Here is a 15,340-nt window from a genome sequence, read left to right as displayed (position 1 = left end):
CATGCCTGACGCCGATAGACTTAGCAATGAAGGTCAGAGAGCGCACACCGCGCCACCAGGCCCCGGTGCCATCCGCGTCGCCCCCGGCACGATCGTCCTGAACGCCGACCGCTCGACCCACGAACGTTTACGACTGGTGATCGTGAACACCGGCGACCGCCCGATCCAGATCGGCTCCCACCTGCACCTGCCGGATGCGAACACCGCCCTCGCCTTCGACCGGGAGGCAGCGGCCGGCTTTCGGCTGGACATCCCGTCAGGTACCTCGCAACGCTTCGAGCCCGGCGCCTCCCGCGAGGTACAGCTTGTTGCTCTCAAGGGGCGCCGTCGGGTGCCTGGGATTCAGGTGAAGCGCGATGGTTGAGATCTCGCGGGCTGCGTATGCCGCGTTGTATGGGCCGACTGTTGGGGATCAGGTGCGGTTGGGTGATACCGACCTGTGGGTTCAGGTGGAGGAGGACCTCACCGTGGGCGGGGAGGAGGTGGTGTTCGGTGGGGGGAAGTCCATTCGGGAGTCGATGGGGCAGGGTACGGCGACTCGGGCGGATGGGGCTCCGGACACGGTCGTCACGAATGTGCTGGTGGTGGACTGGTGGGGCATCGTGCGGGCCGACGTCGGGATCCGGGACGGGCGGATCGTCGCGCTCGGGCGGGCGGGGAATCCGGACATCGCGGACGGCGTACACCCGGACCTGCGGATCGGGCCGTCGACCGATGTGATCGCGGGTGAGGGGCGGATCCTCACCGCGGGGGCGATCGACTCGCATGTGCATCTGCTGTCGCCGTCGCAGTTGCACGAAGCGCTGGCGACCGGGATCACCACGATCGTCGGCGGCGGGACCGGGCCGAGCGAAGGGTCGAAGGCGACCACCGTCACGCCGGGCGCGTGGCACCTCGAGCAGATGCATCGGAGCTTGGACGCGTACCCGGTCAACGTGCTGCTGCTGGGCAAGGGGAACACGGTCAGCGCGGAAGCTCTCGCCGAGCAGGCGCTCGCGGGTGCGGCCGGGTACAAGGTGCACGAGGACTGGGGATCGACGCCGGCCGCGATCGACGCCGCGCTCCACGCCGCGGACGAGTGGGGTCTGCAGGTCGCGCTCCACGCGGACAGCCTGAACGAGGCCGGGTTCGTCGAGTCGACCCTGAACGCGATCGGCGGGCGAGGGATCCACGCGTTCCACGTCGAGGGCGCGGGCGGTGGCCACGCGCCGGACATCCTCTCGATCGCGTCGTACCCGCACGTCATCCCCGGATCGACGAACCCGACGTTGCCGCACACCGTCAACACCGTCGCCGAGCATCTCGACATGCTGATGGTGTGTCACCACCTCAGCCCGGACGTGCCGGAGGATCTCGCGTTCGCCGAGTCGCGGATCCGGGCGACCACGATCGCGGCCGAGGACATCCTGCACGACCTCGGCGCATTGTCGGTGACGTCGTCCGACGCGCAGGCGATGGGCCGGATCGGCGAGGTGATCACCCGGACCTGGCAGGTCGCGCACGTGATGAAGCACCGGCGCGGCGCGCTCGGCGGTGGGTTGCCTGCGGACAACGAGCGGGTACGGCGGTACGTCGCGAAATACACCATCAACCCGGCGGTTGCCCATGGCATCGATCATGTGGTCGGGTCGGTGGAGCCTGGGAAGCTGGCGGATCTGACGCTGTGGGATCCGCGGTACTTCGGGGTGCGGCCGAGCCTCGTGATCAAGGGCGGCGTGATCGCGTGGGCGGCGTTGGGCGATCCGAACGCGTCGATCCCGACGCCGCAGCCGGTGCTGATGCGGCCGGCGTTCGGGGATGCGATCGGGGCGGATCTGTCGTTCACGTTCGTCTCGCCGGCGGCGCTGGAGGACGGGCTGGCGGAGCGACTGCGGTTGCGTCGGCAACTGCTCGGCGTACGGCCGACGCGGGAGATCGGCAAGGCGGACATGAAGAACAACAGCGCGTTGCCGACGATCGACATCGATCCGGAGACGTTCGCGATCAAGGTCGACGGTGACCTGATCGAGCCCGCTCCGGCCGAGGTGCTTCCACTCGCCCAGCTCTACGCGATGTTCTGATGAGCTCGCTTCAGGTGGGCGCGGCTGAGGTAGTGGCGCCGTGAGCTCGCCGGACGTGGTTGCGCTGATGCTCGCGGATGGGCGGCTGCCGACCGGTGGGCACACGCAGTCGGCCGGGTTGGAGCCTGCGGTCCGGGCCGGGTTAGGTGCTGACGGCAAGCAGCTCGGCGACGTGGCCGCCTACGTCCGCGACCGCCTCCGGACGATCACCCGCGTCGAGGCCGCCGTCGCGGTGGTGGCTCGCGACGTCACCCTCACCACCTCCCATGATGTCGATGGTGGGTTGAGGGTGGTTGAGGGAGCTTGGGCGGCGCGGACGCCCAGTCAGGCATTGCGAGCAGCCTCGCGCCGGCAGGGGCGGGCGTATTGGCGGTTGGCGGCGCGGGTTTGGCCGGAGGTAGTGGGTTGTCTGCCGCCAGACAGTGAGGTTGCGCGGCCGGTTGTGGTTGGCATGACCGGGGCGGTGACCGGGTTGTCCGCGGAGCAGGTTGCACGGTTGGTGGCGTACGACGACGCGCAGACGGTCGTTGCCGCCTCGCTCAAGTTGTTGCCGGTGGATCCGGCCGACGCGGCGGGCTGGCTGGTCGGATTGCACGACGACATCGAGCGGCTCGTCACCGAGGTCGCACCGCTCACCGAGATCGAGAAGATTCCCGCGAACGGCGCACCGCTGGTCGATCTGTTCGCGCAGAACCATTCCACCGAGAAGATGAGGTTGTTCCATGCCTGAAACCGCGCACAGATCCTTCCGGCTCGGCGTCGCAGGTCCCGTCGGGACCGGGAAGAGTTCGCTGATCGCGACCGTCTGCCGCGAACTGGCCGACGAGCTGCGGCTCGGCGTGATCACCAACGACATCTACACCGACGAGGACGCGCGGTTGCTGCGGTCGGCCGGCGTACTCGATCCGGAGCGGATCCGCGCCGTCGAGACCGGCGCCTGCCCACACACCGCGATCCGCGACGACGTGACCCCGAACCTGATCGCCGTCGAGGACCTCGAACGCGACTTCGCCCCACTCGACGTGGTCCTCGTGGAGTCCGGCGGCGACAACCTGACCGCGACCTTCTCCCCCGCGCTCGTCGACGCGCAGATCTTCGTCCTCGACGTGGCCGGTGGTGGCGATGTCGCACGCAAGGGCGGGCCGGGGATCGCGCGGGCGGACCTGCTCGTCGTCAACAAGACTGACCTCGCGCAGTACGTCGGGGTCGACGTCGACCAGATGGTGAAGGACGCCGAGGCCGCACGCGACGGGAAGCCGGTACTCGCGCTCTCCCGCACGGACCCCGCATCCGTCGCGCAGCTCAAACACTGGGTGTTATCGATGGCGGCCACTGTTCGCAGCGGCGATCACACGCCAGTCGACCCAGGGCCGATGGCACCGCACTCGCACGTCGGTGAGACCGGCGAGCTGATCACGCACACTCACGCCCACACGCACTGAGGACGCGGCAGCATGTCCACGCGAATCGACGTCGTCGCGGATCCGGTCCGCGATCGGTGCATGGTGAGCACCGATCACCTGTCGCCGCGCCGTCTCCCCGCGCCGCCCGGCGTCGTCCGCATCGTGTTGGTCGCCGCGGGTGCACTGCTGCTGGCCGGAGACGAAGTACGGATCGAGGTCGCAGCCGACGGGCCGGTGCGACTGGAGATCATCGAAACGGCCGGCACCGTCGCCTACGGGATGCGCGGAGCGTCTGCGCGCTGGGACGTCGACATCCAGCTGACAAACTATGCAAGCCTGCACTGGTACGGCGAACCGTTCGTCGTCTCCGCGGACGCCGACGTGACGCGGTCGACGACCGTACGCATCGCGGAAGGGTGCACAGCCGAGCTCAGGGAGTCGCTCATCCTCGGCCGGCACGGCGAAGTCGGCGGCGCGTTGCACACCAGCACTCGCGCCTGGATCGGCGACGAGCTAGCCCTCGCCGAAGACCTGGATCTGTCCCCGACGGCACGCACAGGCTGGGCGATCCTGGGAACCGCCCGCTGCCTCGACACCGTGACCGCACTCGGCTTCCGCTTGCCGGACGCACCGCACACCCTGCAACTCGAAGCCGCCGGATCCATCGCACGTCGCCTGGTCCACGAGCAGCACGAGAGCGACCTCGGCCTGCGCACGACCGGTACACCCTAGGATCGACAGGTGCTCACACTCGACCCGGCCGCCGCCTACGACCGTGCCGTCGGTCTCGCCACCCGCAGCTCAAGATCCGTCCTGGGGATTACCGGGGCGCCGGCGGCGGGGAAGTCGACGTACGCGGAGCAGCTTGCGGCGAAGCTGACCGCGGACGGGCACAAGGTCGCGCTCGTGCCGATGGATGGGTATCACCTGGCGCAGTCGGTGTTGGAGGAGTTGGGGCTGGCTGACGTGAAAGGTGCGCCGCACACGTTCGACGGGTATGGGTTCGTCGCCTTGCTCAGAAGGTTGAAGGAGGCCCCGGACGAGCTGATCTGGGCCCCGCGATTCGATCGTGGGCTGGAGGATTCGATCGCCGCGAGCATCGGGATCGCACCGGAGGTCACGCTGGTCGTGACCGAGGGCAACTACCTGCTGTTCGACGAGATGCCCTGGGCAACCATCCGCACGCTGCTCGACCAGTGCTGGTACGTCGAAGTGCCCGAACAACTGCGGCACGAACGACTGGAGGCCCGCCACCGCCGGTACGGTCGATCACCCGAGGAAGCCCATGAACGAGCCTTCGGTTCCGACGAGCGCAACGCCCGCCTGATCGCCGCCACCGCGCCGGCAGCGGACGCGATCATTCAGCTGGACTGACACACCCGGTCGATGAAGGCGGCGACGCCGTCCAGGTAGAGCTGGAGGCCGAAGTCGAAGTCGGCCTCGTTGTCTTCCTCGAAGCTGCCGACCTCGTCGAAGACGCCGGCTTCGACGGTCCGGGCGACCGCCGGGTAGACCCGGGGGTCCGCGACCCGCGCCAGGGTGGCGCCGAACTGCTGGAAGGCCGCCGGGTTGTCGGCGTACCCGCGGGCCAGATCGAAGGCCATCCGAACCTCGCCCTGGACGTAGGTGATCAGGCCCATCACGATGCCGACCTTCGCCTCCTCCGGCAGACCGGTGTCCTGCAGCGCGGCGAGGGCGGAGTCGAACCAGGCGAGGTTGTTCGGGCCGGCCGGTGGGCCGGAGATCGGGATCCGCGCATACCACGGGTGTCTGCGGATCGCGGTCAGCACGTTGTCCGCCCAGAACGTCAGACCGGTCCGCCAGTCGATCCCGGCCGGCGTCGGGTCGGGGCGTTCGATCGCGGCGTCCGACATCAGCACGAGCAGGTCGTCCTTGCTCTTCACATGCCGGTACAGCGCCATCGTCGAGTTGCCCAGCCGCTCGGCGACCCGGGCCATCGAGACCGCGGCCAGGTCGTTCTCCTCGTCGGCGATCTCGATCGCGGCCCGGACGATGTCGTCGAGGGTCAGTGACGGCTTCGGCCCGCGCCGGGGCGTCTCCCGCAGGCGCCACATCAACGCCACGTCGGCCGGCAACTCCGGCAACTCGGCCTTCTCTCCCGGGTCCACCAGATCAGTTTAGTGGTTGCCAAGCTGTATTGCGTACCTGTTACGCTATTTAGCGTATCCAATACGCAGTAAGGAGGGGACCATGATCGTCGAGGCAGCCGGACTGCGGAAGTCGTTCGGCGCGACCGAGGTGCTGGCCGGCGTCGACCTGCAGGTCCGTGAGGGTTCCGTGCTCGCCCTGCTCGGTCCGAACGGCGCCGGTAAGACCACCACCGTGCGGATCCTGACCACCTTGACCAGGCCCGATGCCGGCGACGCCACCATCGCCGGGTACGACGTACTCCGCGAGCCGGCGAAGGTCCGCGGAGTGATCAGCCTGACCGGGCAGTACGCCGCGGTCGACGAGAACCAGACCGGCCGGGAGAACCTGGTGATGGTCGGCCGCCTGATGCATCTGGGCAAACCCGCTGCCCGACGCCGGACCGGTGAGCTGCTGGAGCAGTTCGGACTGACCGGCGCAATGAACTGGCGAGTGAAGACGTACTCCGGTGGCATGCGGAGACGACTCGATCTGGCGATGAGCTTGATCGCGCGACCGCGGGTGATCTTCCTGGACGAACCGACCACCGGGCTGGACCCGGCCAGCCGGTCGACGATGTGGGACGCGATCGGCGACCTTGTCCGCGACGGCACCACGATCCTGCTGACCACGCAGTACCTGGAGGAGGCGGACCGGTTGGCCGACCGGATCGTGCTGCTCGACCACGGCCGGGTCGTTGCCACCGGCACCGCTGACGCGCTGAAAGCACAGATCGGCGGCGAACGGATCGAGCTTCGCTTCCGCACCGAACCCGAGTTGCTCAAGGCAACCGGCGTACTGGACGGGATCGCCGGCCAGGACGTGCTGAGCCTTCCGTCGGACGGTACGGCGGCGCACCTGCATCACGTCCTCGACGTCCTCCGGGACAACGGGCTGCAGCCGGAGCGCGTGTCGTCGCACCGGCCGACGCTCGACGACGTCTTCCTCGCGCTGACCGCTTAGGAGCAGACATGTCACTTCAAGGAATCTCGGACGCGGTGACGATGATGGATCGCAGCGTCCGGCTCGCGCGGCGGAACGTCGACACGTTGTTCGCGTCGATCCTGATGCCGTTGCTGATGATGGCGCTGTTCGTGTACGTGTTCGGCGGCGCGATCAACACCGGCACGGAGTACATCAACTACGTCGTCCCCGGGATCCTGCTGCTCACCACCGGGTACGGCGCCGCGTCGACGGCGATGGTGGTCGCGGACGACATGACCAGCGGGATGATCGACCGGCTGCGCTCGTTGCCGATCCGCAGCTTCGCCGTACTGACCGGACATGTCACCGGGAGCGTCGCGCGGAACGCGGCGTCGACGGCGATCGTCATCCTCGCCTCGCTGGCAATGGGATTCCGCCCGGCCGCGTCCGCCGTCGACTGGCTTGCCACGATCGGGCTGCTACTGCTCTACGTCCTCGCGCTCTCCTGGCTCGCGGCGGGTCTCGGCGTCATCGCGAAGTCGGTCGAGTCGGCCAGCACACTGAGTTTCTTCATGCTGTTCCTGCCGTACCTGAGCAGCGCGTTCGTCCGGCCCGAGACGATGCCGTCGTGGTTGCGGCCGATCGGTGAGCACCAGCCGATCACGCCGGTGATCGAGACCGTGCGCAGCCTGCTGATCGGAACGCCGCTGGGGAACAACGGCTGGATCGCGCTCGCGTGGTGTTGTGGTCTACTCCTGTTCTCGGTGACTCTCGCTACTTCGTTGTACCGGAAGCGAGCCAGCCGCTGAGCGCAGAGTTGGCACCGTTCGACGGATGAGGTCGCCGATGACCCCCTGGCCTTGTTAACGTCAAAGTCCCCCCCAACGTGTGGTGGTCCCACTCCCCCCGGGACCCACACGGACAAGCGCCCCGATCATTGATCGGGGCGCTCTGTTTTCGTCATCACCGGGAGCTCGAGCAGACCGCGCGTACGGATCGTGTCGCGCCAGCGCAGCTCGGACCGCGGCACGGCGAGCGACAACGCGGGAGTGTGGTCGAGCAGCGCCTCCAGTGCGATGGCGATCTCGAGGCGAGCCAATGGCGCACCGACGCAGTAGTGGATGCCGTGACCGAGCGCGAGATGGCCGCCGGCCACGCGATCGAAGTCCACCCGGTCCGGATCCGCGAACCGATCCGCGTCCCTGTTCGCCGACGACAGCCCGAGCAGCACGGTCTCCCCCGCCGGGATCACCACACCACCGATCTCCACGTCCTCGACCGGAAACCGCCTGATCGCGAGCGGCGCGGGTCCGTCGTATCGCATCAGCTCCTCGACGGCGCCCGGCAGCAGCGACCTGTCCCGCAGCAACTGCTCCCACAGCGCCGGGTCGTCGAGCAGTGCGAGTGTCGCGTTGCCGATGAGGTGTACGACGTTCTCGTAGCCGGCGAAGAGGATCAGGAAGATGAGTGACGTCAGCTCGTCGTCGGTCAGCCGGTCGGCGTCGTCCCGCGCGGCGATCAGATCACTGACCAGATCGTCGCCGGGCGTCGACCGCTTGCTCTTGATCAAGTCCCCGAAGAACTGCAGCATCGCCCCGATCGCTGCACGCGCCTCGTCCGGACCGGGCGGCGCGAGCATGGTGTCGGTCCAGGCCCGAAAGTCGGTCCGAATCTCCTCCGGTACGCCGAGCAGATCGCAGATCACGGTGATCGGCAGTGGTGCCGCATACTCCGCGACCAGGTCGGCCCGGCCCTCTCGTACGACGGGTTCCAGCAGGGCGCGCGCCGTACGTCGGATCGGATCGGCCAGCGCGACGACGCGAGCCGGTGTGAAGGCGCGGGTGACCAGGGTCCGGATGCGGGTGTGGTCGGGCGGATCCAGGTTGAGCAGGTTGGCGTCGAGGGCGGGCGGGAGGCTCAGGCCGCGGTAGTTCCCGGGCAGTGCGTTCCGCTTGTCGACGGACAGCCGTGGGTCGGCGAGGGCTCGGCGGACATCGCCGTACCGGGTGACGAGCCAGGAGGGACTTCCGTCGGGTCCGGCGATGCGGTGGACCGGTCCGGAGAGGCGGAGGGCGGAGTAGGCGGCGTACGGATCGCTCGGAGTGATCGTCACCGCGCCAAACTAGCCAAAAACTTGTCGAGGTGGTGTCGATTCCGGCCGGCCTGGTCCGACGTATCAGTAAGAGCGACCAAAAGGAGAGGGTCAGAATGAACACCACCGCTACCACCGAGAACCTGATCATCACGATGCTGGCCGAGGGCAGCCCGGTCTGGTTCGTCGCCGGCATGGTCAACATGCGCAGCCACGACGTCTACGAGATCGGCCGAGCGGCCGGCTACCCCGACAAGGCCAAGCTGCGCCGGGCCGTCTGGGCCGCGAAGAACCGCAACCGCGTGCCGCAAGCTGCCTGACACCCCTGTCCAGGTCGCTCTACAGCAAACGCCAGCCGCTGCTGCCCGCACCGGGCACAGCGGCTGACGTCTGTTTTGGAGGCCGGGTTGCGGCTGGATGCACAGTGGGGTGGGGGTAGCCCTACTTCAGTGCTGATCTGGCCGAAATGGCTGCGCGGATGGTGCACAGTGAAATCACCAACCGTAGCGAGGAAGAGGTTCCGATGGCGTGGGTAGCGAAGGCCGGTGTGGGGTTCGTCCGGGCGTGCATCGTCGTGGCGATCAGCCTGTTGGTGCCGGCCGTGTGGGCTTCCGCCGTGGTGGTGGCGATCTGGTGGCGGAACCCGTGGACCTGGATCGGGCCACTCATCTGGGCCGGCATCGGCACTCTCCTGCTCCTCCGGCCGGTCTGCCGGATCGTCCGTACTCTCGTCGCCCGGTGGACCGGCGTCGTGATCCCGGCCGACTACCGGGAGCTCGGGACGGTGGTGCAACTGTCGACGGGTTACTGGTGGAACGGTCACTCGTACGAGCGCAGTCGCCGGGATGCCGAGAAGGATCTGGCGATGCGGGTGCGCTGGACGGATCCGGCGAACTGGCGGGACCTGCGGTTCGCCGCGATCCTGCTGGTCACGGCCGGACTGGCCGCCGCGATTCCACCGGCCGGCGTTGTCGCAGCGGTCGTTGGGTTCGCACAGTCGATGCCCGTGCTCGGACTCGTCGGCCTGGTGGTGGCGGTTGCGAGTGCGCCGTACGCGTGGCGAGCCTTCGGGCCGATCGCCGTACGCTTCCTGCGCCCGACGCCGGCGATGGCCCTGTCGGACCGCGTCGAGGAGCTCACCGCGCAGCGTGCGGACGCGACGATCGCGCAGGCTGCCGAGATTCGCCGGATCGAGCGAGATCTGCATGACGGAGCCCAGGCCCGGCTGGTCGCTCTCGGTCTGTCGCTGGCGACGGCGGAGAAACTGATGGAGACCAACCCGGCGCAGGCCAAAGCCCTGTTGAAGGAGGCCCGGGTCGGCGCGGCCACCTCGCTGTCCGAGCTGCGCGAACTGGTCCGCGGGATCAACCCACCGGTGCTGAACGAGCGCGGGCTCGTGGACGCCGTACGAGCGTTGGCCCTGGACGGCCCGCTCGAGACGGCAGTCAGCGCCGAGGGCGAGCCGCGCCTGGATCCGCCGATCGAGTCCGCCTTGTACTTCGGAATCGCAGAGCTGCTGACCAACGCGGTCAAGCACGCCGAGGCGTCCCAGGCCCAGATCACGATCGTTGCCGACAGCACCGGCATCGTGGCCACGGTCGAGGACAACGGCCGGGGCGGGGCCGAGGTGAATCCGGCGGGAGGGCTCGGCGGGCTGCGCCGGCGGCTCGCGGCCTTCGACGGATCGCTGGAGATCACCAGCCCGCTCGGTGGGCCGACGCGTGCGAGGATGACGGTGCCATGCGAATCCTTGTAGCCGAAGACCTCTACCTGCTGCGGGACGGGATGGTTCGCCTGATCGAGGCCTACGGACACCAGGTCGTGGCGACGGCGACCACCGGGCCCGAGACCCTCGACGCGCTGCTGAAGTGGCGGCCGGACGTGTCGATCATCGACGTCCGGATGCCACCGACGCAGTCGGACGAGGGGCTGCGGGCAGCCCTCGCCGCTCGCCGCGAGGTGCCCGGCCTGCCGGTTCTGATCCTGTCCCAGCACGTCGAGCAGCTGTACGCCCGCGAGCTCCTGACCGACGGCGCCAGTGGCGTCGGCTACCTGCTCAAGGAGAGCGTCTTCGAGGCCGATCAGTTCATCGACGCGCTGGAGCGGGTCGGCGCCGGCGGGACCGCGATGGACCCGGCCGTCATCTCCAAACTGCTCTCCAACGGTACGGCGAACAAGCGGCTCGACCGCCTCACCGAACGCGAGCACGACGTCCTCGGCCTGATGGCCGAAGGCCTGTCCAACCAGGCCATCCGGCAACGGCTGTTCCTCAGCGAGAGCGCCATCGGCAAGCACACCACCTCGCTGTTCACCAAGCTCGGCCTCACCGACGACGACACGAGCAACCGCCGAGTACTCGCCGTACTCACCTACCTAGGACTTACCGGCTGACTCCTCATTTCTTCTTTCACCGGTTCTTGAGCTGGTCAGCGAGGAAGCGTTCGACTGTCGGCAGGATCTTGCGGCCCGAGTGGGCGGCACCCTCGACCAGGTCGAACGTGATGTCCAGCCCGTGCGACCGGTAGTTCTTCTCCAAAGTGCGAAGCCGCTCGATCCGCGTGCTGCCGGTGAGCTCGGCGCCGTCCATCCAGTTGGACTCACCAGGGTTCATGATCTCCCAGCTCTCGACGTCCTCAGTGCCGACGACGAGCTGGATCGGCACCTTGCGGAGCGCGTCGAAGTCGATCGATTGGCCGAACTTCTCCTCGAACCCCTTCGTCCCGAGCCACCACGGCAACGTGTCGTCCAACTGGGTGATCCGCCCGGGCGCGCCGATCGACACAGCGGCCAGGCGCTCCGGATGCAGGTAGAGGAAGCGGTGCGTGAACTGCCCGCCTCCGGAGAACCCGTGCAGGTAGAACTGCTCGGCCGCCACCGGGTACCGGGCCGCGACCTCGTCCACGATCGCGAGCAGCATCCGATCGAACCGGATCCCCTGGTATTCGATGAACTTGAAGTTGTGCAGGTCGGTCGGATCCACCAGCCCGGCCGGGAAGATCGGCGTCAGGATCACCACGCCCTGGTCCTCGGCGAAGTCCTTCAGCTGGTTGCGATAGTTCGTCGCCGACCGGGCCGTGCCATGCTGCACCACCACCAGCGGTGCCTGGTCGTCGTCGGTCAGCCGCTGCGGTACGTACAGGCAGTAGTGCAGCCGCTGATCCGCCTGGGACGCGAAGATCGGCGTCGCGCCACGCTGGTAGAAGGTCGAGGTATCCGTCATGAACGTCCTTCGGGTGATGGTGAACGCGGCTCTCAGCGCAGATCCGCTTCCCCTACGATGTGTTACAGATCAGGGTTGCGCTGGATGATTTGTTACAGGGCGATGGGAACGGATGATACACATATGACCGATGAGGTAACAGGGGTTACGAAGAATCCTGCGCTCGCCGAGCTCCGCCGCCGGATCCGGGAGCACTGGGACGAGTTCACGCCCGCGTCCCGCGCGGTCTGCCGGTCGCTGTCGGAGATCTCGCCGGAGCGACTGCTCTACCTGTCCGCCCAGGAACTCGGTCAGGCGAGCAAGACCAGCAACGCGACCGTGATCCGGACACTGCAGTCCCTCGGCTACGCCGGCCTGGCCGAACTGAAGGATCTGGTCGCCTCGCCGTTCCAGTACCCGAGCCGTCGGGAGGAGCGCCTGCGAAGCCGGATGGAAGCCACCGGCGGGGATCCCAAGCACGTGTGGGACCAGGTGATCACGGAGGCGATCGAGCGGATCGAGTTCCTCAACCAGCACATGTCGATGGACGGGTTCCGGGAAGCGGTCCGGCTGGTGCTCGACGCGCGGGAGGTGGCGACGTACGGGTTCGGCGCCAACTACGTCGCCGCGGAGCACCTGACGCTGAAGCTGCGCCGGTTCGGACTCCGCAGCCGCTGCATCCAGACGGCCGGGTTCCGCCTGGCCGACGACCTGCTCGCCGTCGGCTCCGACGACGTGGTGATCGTGATCGCCCCCGGGCGGCTCGTGATCGACGCGGAGATCGTGATCGACCGGGCCCGCGCGGTCGGCGCCGGCATCATCCTGCTCAGCGAGCAACTCATCGCCGAGCGGCTGGCGGACGACGTGACGGTGGCGATCCACGTCCCGAACACGGTCACCGGGATCACCGCCGAGGTGCTGACCACCATCGTGACCACCGACGCCTTGGCCCAGGCGGTCGCGGCGGCGGACACCGAGCGGACGCTGGAGTCCGCGCACACGCTCGAGTCGCTCCGACAGCAACTGGGGTTCTGACCGTGGATGCGGTGAGCGTCGTCGACTACCACACGGCCGGTGAACCCTTCCGGATCGTGACCTCCGTGGAGGTCCCTGGTGCGTCGGTGCCTGATCGCCGGGTCGCGGCCCAGTCGTCCGACTCGATCGACGCGATTCGTCGTCTGCTGGTGAACGAACCGCGCGGCCATGCGGACATGTACGGCTGCTTCGTTGTCCCGGGCAACGATGATGGCGCGGACTTCGGCGTACTGTTCTGGCACAAGGACGGCTACTCGACCGCCTGCGGGCACGGGACGATCGCGCTCGGGACCTGGGCCGTGGAGACCGGGCTCGTTCCGGCCTCGGCCGACGGCGACACGGACGTGGTCATCGACGTGCCGTCCGGCCGGGTCGTTGCCCGGGTCACCTGTTCCGGCGGTGCTGTCACGGGCGTTGCCTTTCGCAACGTTCCGTCGTACGTCGTGGACCGTGCGGTGCCGGTGTCGACCTCACGGGGTGAAGTGGTGGCGGACATCAGCTTCGGCGGAGCGTTCTACGCCTCGGTCCCGGCGTCGTCGGTCGGACTCTCGGTGCAGCCCTCGTCGTACTCCGAGCTCGTCGCGATCGGGCGCGAGATCAAATGGGCGCTCGACTCGGTGGCCGTCCACCCCACGGATCCCCGGCTGAGCGGCCTCTACGGAACGATCCTGTACGACGACCTAGGCTCCGTGGACGGTGATCCGCACCAGCGGAACCTCACCATCTTCGCCGACGGCGAGGCCGACCGCTCCCCCTGCGGCTCCGGTACGTCGGCCCGGCTCGCGCTGCTCCACGATGAGGGCCGGCTGGGTCCCGGGCAGGTGTTGCACCACGACTCCATCGTCGGCACCACATTCCTGGGCCGCGTGGTCGAGGAGACCGCCGCGGGAGTCATCACCGAGGTGGAAGGCGCCGCCTACCGCACCGGCACCGCCACCTTCACCCTCGACCCCCGGGACCCGGTGGGGACCGGCTTCACCCTGCGCTGATCTCAGATTGCGACGACGGCACCGGGGCGGTGACCGATAGCATCGATCCGGTCCCATCGATTCAGCGGAGGTTCGCCTCATGATCTTCATCACCGCCAAGTTCCGCGTGAAGCCCGAGCACGCCGACAACTGGCCCTCGATCACCGCCGACTTCACCGCGGCCACCCGCGGCGAGTCCGGCTGCCTCTGGTTCGACTGGTCCCGCTCCCTGGACGATGCGAACGAGTACGTGCTCGTCGAGGCCTTCGCCGACGACGACGCCGCCAGCGCCCACGTCACCTCGGCCCACTTCAAGGCCGCCCAGGCGCACCTCCCCCCGCACCTGGTCGAGACTCCCCGCATCGTCAACTTCAAGCTCCCCCAGAACGACTGGTCCGAACTGGGCGAGCTCGAAGTGAGGTAGCTCAGACCTCGCTGGGGGCCTCGGTTCGCGTCGTCCGCTGGGCGAGGTGGCGGACGACGTACGCCGCGTCCTTGCCGACTCCGCCGACGGTGTGCGAGTTGAACATGTACTCGAACTGCTGGCCGAGGACGTAGAGACCGGGTTGCCCGGTCACGGCACCGCGCTCGCTGGCGAGACGTCCGGTCGAGTCCAGACCGGGCAGATCGATCCAGCTGAAGCCGGGGGTGAACCCGGTGCACCAGATGACGTTGGCGACATCGAGGCGTACGCCGTCCTCGGTCTGCGGACGTCCGTCCACCACAGCCTCGATGCGGGCGACCCGTTCGATGCCGACGGCAAGCAGATCCTTCTCCTTCTGCCGGATCAGGAACTCGCTGTGGCCCGCGAGCGACTCCGCCTGGATCTTGCGGCCGGGCTTCTTGTGCTCGGTCAGGATGTGCTCCCACACCCACCAGATCACCGGGAAGAAGACCTTGCCCTGCCAGGCGCGGATGTCGATCGGGAGGTAGCCGACGTTGCGGCCGGACAGCAGCACCTTGTGGTCGGTGGCGACGTCGATCCCGATCTCGGCTCCCGAGTTCCCGGCGCCGACGATCAGCACGGTGCCCGGCTGCAACTGCCCTGGGTTGCGGTAGTCGGCGGAGTGCATTTGCACGATGTCGGCCGACAACTCACTCGCGAAGGCAGGGGTCTTCGGCACCCGGTGGTACCCGATCGCCAGGATCACGTTCCGGGTGAGGAACGACTCCGGCCCGGCGGTGACCCGGAAGCCGTCGCCTTCGCGGAACAACCCGTCCACGTGGGTCCCCAGGCGGATCGGGAGCTTGAACTGCTCGGCGTACCGCTCCAGATAGGCCACCATCTCGTCCCGCGACGGGAACCGGTAGTCGCTCCCGAACTCGACTCCTGGTAGCCCGTCGTGACCGGCCGGCGTGAACAGCGCGAGCGAGTCCCAGCGCTCGAGCCACGATCCGCCGACGCGATCGGCGGCATCCAGGATCACGAACGGCTCACCCCGCTGCGCGAGGTGGTACCCGGCCGACAGACCGGCCTGGCCGGCCCCGATGACTACTGTTTCGTACTGCAT

Annotated in this window: 18 protein-coding genes; 14 read left to right on the top strand and 4 right to left on the bottom strand. The window is 68.1% G+C overall.

Going from position 1 to position 15,340, the window contains the following annotated elements; genetic code table 11:
- Position 1 precedes the first annotated feature (1 nt).
- Genes ureB through ACZ3HV_RS14600 form a run of 6 tightly spaced genes read left to right on the top strand, consistent with a single transcriptional unit; the run spans position 2 to position 4,837 of the window.
- A complete protein-coding gene (gene ureB, locus ACZ3HV_RS14625; protein ID WP_465684430.1) occupies positions 2–364 on the top strand; it encodes an urease subunit beta in 363 nt (120 codons plus the stop codon).
- On the top strand, positions 357–2,060 hold the full coding sequence (locus ACZ3HV_RS14620) for an urease subunit alpha (RefSeq protein ID WP_465684428.1): 1,704 nt from the start codon (positions 357–359) through the stop codon (positions 2,058–2,060). Before ureB ends, ACZ3HV_RS14620 begins: the two co-directional genes overlap by 8 nt.
- A 40-nt stretch (positions 2,061–2,100) precedes the next feature.
- Complete coding sequence (locus ACZ3HV_RS14615) at positions 2,101–2,790, top strand: urease accessory protein UreF (RefSeq protein WP_465684426.1); 690 nt, start codon at positions 2,101–2,103, stop codon at positions 2,788–2,790.
- Positions 2,783–3,502 (top strand): urease accessory protein UreG, encoded by a 720-nt coding sequence (gene ureG / locus ACZ3HV_RS14610; RefSeq protein ID WP_465684424.1) that lies wholly within the window; start codon positions 2,783–2,785, stop codon positions 3,500–3,502. The genes ACZ3HV_RS14615 and ureG overlap by 8 nt, the downstream gene beginning before the upstream one ends.
- Before the next feature lie 12 nt (positions 3,503–3,514).
- Entirely contained in the window at positions 3,515–4,195 is a 681-nt protein-coding gene (locus tag ACZ3HV_RS14605; RefSeq protein WP_465684422.1) for an urease accessory protein UreD, read from the top strand.
- 9 nt (positions 4,196–4,204) lie between these two features.
- Complete coding sequence (locus ACZ3HV_RS14600) at positions 4,205–4,837, top strand: nucleoside/nucleotide kinase family protein (protein WP_465684420.1); 633 nt, start codon at positions 4,205–4,207, stop codon at positions 4,835–4,837.
- On the opposite strand, the gene ACZ3HV_RS14595 is transcribed toward ACZ3HV_RS14600, so the two are convergent.
- Positions 4,825–5,592: a TetR/AcrR family transcriptional regulator gene (locus tag ACZ3HV_RS14595; protein ID WP_360366040.1), complete on the bottom strand. Its 768-nt coding sequence runs from the start codon at positions 5,590–5,592 to the stop codon at positions 4,825–4,827. The two genes, ACZ3HV_RS14600 and ACZ3HV_RS14595, sit on opposite strands and share 13 nt — an antisense overlap.
- Positions 5,593–5,674: 82 nt before the next feature.
- Between ACZ3HV_RS14595 and ACZ3HV_RS14590 the strand changes: the two genes are divergently transcribed.
- Both ACZ3HV_RS14590 and ACZ3HV_RS14585 read left to right on the top strand, forming a co-directional pair.
- Positions 5,675–6,574 (top strand): ATP-binding cassette domain-containing protein, encoded by a 900-nt coding sequence (locus ACZ3HV_RS14590; RefSeq protein WP_465684417.1) that lies wholly within the window; start codon positions 5,675–5,677, stop codon positions 6,572–6,574.
- Positions 6,575–6,582: 8 nt separating this feature from the next.
- Complete coding sequence (locus tag ACZ3HV_RS14585; protein WP_465684415.1) at positions 6,583–7,344, top strand: ABC transporter permease; 762 nt, start codon at positions 6,583–6,585, stop codon at positions 7,342–7,344.
- 125 nt (positions 7,345–7,469) lie between these two features.
- Here the strand turns inward: ACZ3HV_RS14585 and ACZ3HV_RS14580 are convergent, their stop codons facing one another.
- Positions 7,470–8,648 carry a cytochrome P450 family protein gene (locus ACZ3HV_RS14580; RefSeq protein ID WP_465684413.1) on the bottom strand — a complete coding sequence of 393 codons (1,179 nt, stop codon included), beginning with the start codon at positions 8,646–8,648 and terminating at the stop codon, positions 7,470–7,472.
- A 95-nt stretch (positions 8,649–8,743) separates the two neighbouring features.
- On the opposite strand from ACZ3HV_RS14580, the gene ACZ3HV_RS14575 reads away from it, so the two are divergent.
- The 3 genes from ACZ3HV_RS14575 to ACZ3HV_RS14565 all read left to right on the top strand — a co-directional run bounded on the left by ACZ3HV_RS14575 (position 8,744) and on the right by ACZ3HV_RS14565 (position 11,018).
- Positions 8,744–8,947 (top strand): hypothetical protein, encoded by a 204-nt coding sequence (locus ACZ3HV_RS14575; RefSeq protein WP_360366032.1) that lies wholly within the window; start codon positions 8,744–8,746, stop codon positions 8,945–8,947.
- 203 nt (positions 8,948–9,150) lie between these two features.
- Positions 9,151–10,383 carry a histidine kinase gene (locus ACZ3HV_RS14570; RefSeq protein WP_465684410.1) on the top strand — a complete coding sequence of 411 codons (1,233 nt, stop codon included), beginning with the start codon at positions 9,151–9,153 and terminating at the stop codon, positions 10,381–10,383.
- The gene (locus tag ACZ3HV_RS14565) at positions 10,368–11,018 is read left to right on the top strand and encodes a response regulator transcription factor (RefSeq protein ID WP_465684408.1); all 651 of its coding nucleotides are present in this window, start codon (positions 10,368–10,370) and stop codon (positions 11,016–11,018) included. The genes ACZ3HV_RS14570 and ACZ3HV_RS14565 overlap by 16 nt, the downstream gene beginning before the upstream one ends.
- A 16-nt stretch (positions 11,019–11,034) precedes the next feature.
- Here ACZ3HV_RS14565 and ACZ3HV_RS14560 read toward each other — a convergent pair whose 3' ends face one another.
- The gene (locus ACZ3HV_RS14560) at positions 11,035–11,847 is read right to left on the bottom strand and encodes an alpha/beta hydrolase family protein (protein ID WP_465684406.1); all 813 of its coding nucleotides are present in this window, start codon (positions 11,845–11,847) and stop codon (positions 11,035–11,037) included.
- A gap of 123 nt (positions 11,848–11,970) precedes the next feature.
- Between ACZ3HV_RS14560 and ACZ3HV_RS14555 the strand changes: the two genes are divergently transcribed.
- From ACZ3HV_RS14555 to ACZ3HV_RS14545, 3 genes are all read left to right on the top strand, one after another.
- Entirely contained in the window at positions 11,971–12,861 is an 891-nt protein-coding gene (locus tag ACZ3HV_RS14555; RefSeq protein ID WP_465684404.1) for a MurR/RpiR family transcriptional regulator, read from the top strand.
- 2 nt (positions 12,862–12,863) lie between these two features.
- Positions 12,864–13,850 carry a proline racemase family protein gene (locus ACZ3HV_RS14550; RefSeq protein WP_465684402.1) on the top strand — a complete coding sequence of 329 codons (987 nt, stop codon included), beginning with the start codon at positions 12,864–12,866 and terminating at the stop codon, positions 13,848–13,850.
- A gap of 79 nt (positions 13,851–13,929) precedes the next feature.
- Complete coding sequence (locus tag ACZ3HV_RS14545) at positions 13,930–14,253, top strand: putative quinol monooxygenase (RefSeq protein WP_465684400.1); 324 nt, start codon at positions 13,930–13,932, stop codon at positions 14,251–14,253.
- 1 nt (position 14,254) lies between these two features.
- Here ACZ3HV_RS14545 and ACZ3HV_RS14540 read toward each other — a convergent pair whose 3' ends face one another.
- Positions 14,255–15,340, bottom strand: coding sequence for a flavin-containing monooxygenase (locus ACZ3HV_RS14540; RefSeq protein WP_465684398.1), 1,086 nt, complete (start codon positions 15,338–15,340; stop codon positions 14,255–14,257).

It is taken from the genome of Kribbella sp. NPDC020701 (assembly GCF_055562215.1).
Note: the sequence above shows the minus strand (reverse complement) of the source record. Positions and strands in the feature narration are given on the sequence as shown.

What these genes read in the sequence shown, in the direction of transcription:
- ACZ3HV_RS14540 (WP_465684398.1), bottom strand. Translation starts at nt 15,340, where the DNA reads ATGCAGTACGAAACAGTAGTCATCGGGGCCGGCCAGGCCGGTCTGTCG.
- ACZ3HV_RS14605 (WP_465684422.1), top strand. Translation starts at nt 3,515, where the DNA reads ATGTCCACGCGAATCGACGTCGTCGCGGATCCGGTCCGCGATCGGTGC.
- ACZ3HV_RS14570 (WP_465684410.1), top strand. Translation starts at nt 9,151, where the DNA reads ATGGCGTGGGTAGCGAAGGCCGGTGTGGGGTTCGTCCGGGCGTGCATC.
- ACZ3HV_RS14620 (WP_465684428.1), top strand. Translation starts at nt 357, where the DNA reads ATGGTTGAGATCTCGCGGGCTGCGTATGCCGCGTTGTATGGGCCGACT.
- ACZ3HV_RS14575 (WP_360366032.1), top strand. Translation starts at nt 8,744, where the DNA reads ATGAACACCACCGCTACCACCGAGAACCTGATCATCACGATGCTGGCC.
- ACZ3HV_RS14590 (WP_465684417.1), top strand. Translation starts at nt 5,675, where the DNA reads ATGATCGTCGAGGCAGCCGGACTGCGGAAGTCGTTCGGCGCGACCGAG.
- ACZ3HV_RS14560 (WP_465684406.1), bottom strand. Translation starts at nt 11,847, where the DNA reads ATGACGGATACCTCGACCTTCTACCAGCGTGGCGCGACGCCGATCTTC.
- ureG (WP_465684424.1), top strand. Translation starts at nt 2,783, where the DNA reads ATGCCTGAAACCGCGCACAGATCCTTCCGGCTCGGCGTCGCAGGTCCC.
- ACZ3HV_RS14565 (WP_465684408.1), top strand. Translation starts at nt 10,368, where the DNA reads ATGCGAATCCTTGTAGCCGAAGACCTCTACCTGCTGCGGGACGGGATG.
- ACZ3HV_RS14545 (WP_465684400.1), top strand. Translation starts at nt 13,930, where the DNA reads ATGATCTTCATCACCGCCAAGTTCCGCGTGAAGCCCGAGCACGCCGAC.
- ACZ3HV_RS14585 (WP_465684415.1), top strand. Translation starts at nt 6,583, where the DNA reads ATGTCACTTCAAGGAATCTCGGACGCGGTGACGATGATGGATCGCAGC.
- ureB (WP_465684430.1), top strand. Translation starts at nt 2, where the DNA reads ATGCCTGACGCCGATAGACTTAGCAATGAAGGTCAGAGAGCGCACACC.
- ACZ3HV_RS14555 (WP_465684404.1), top strand. Translation starts at nt 11,971, where the DNA reads ATGACCGATGAGGTAACAGGGGTTACGAAGAATCCTGCGCTCGCCGAG.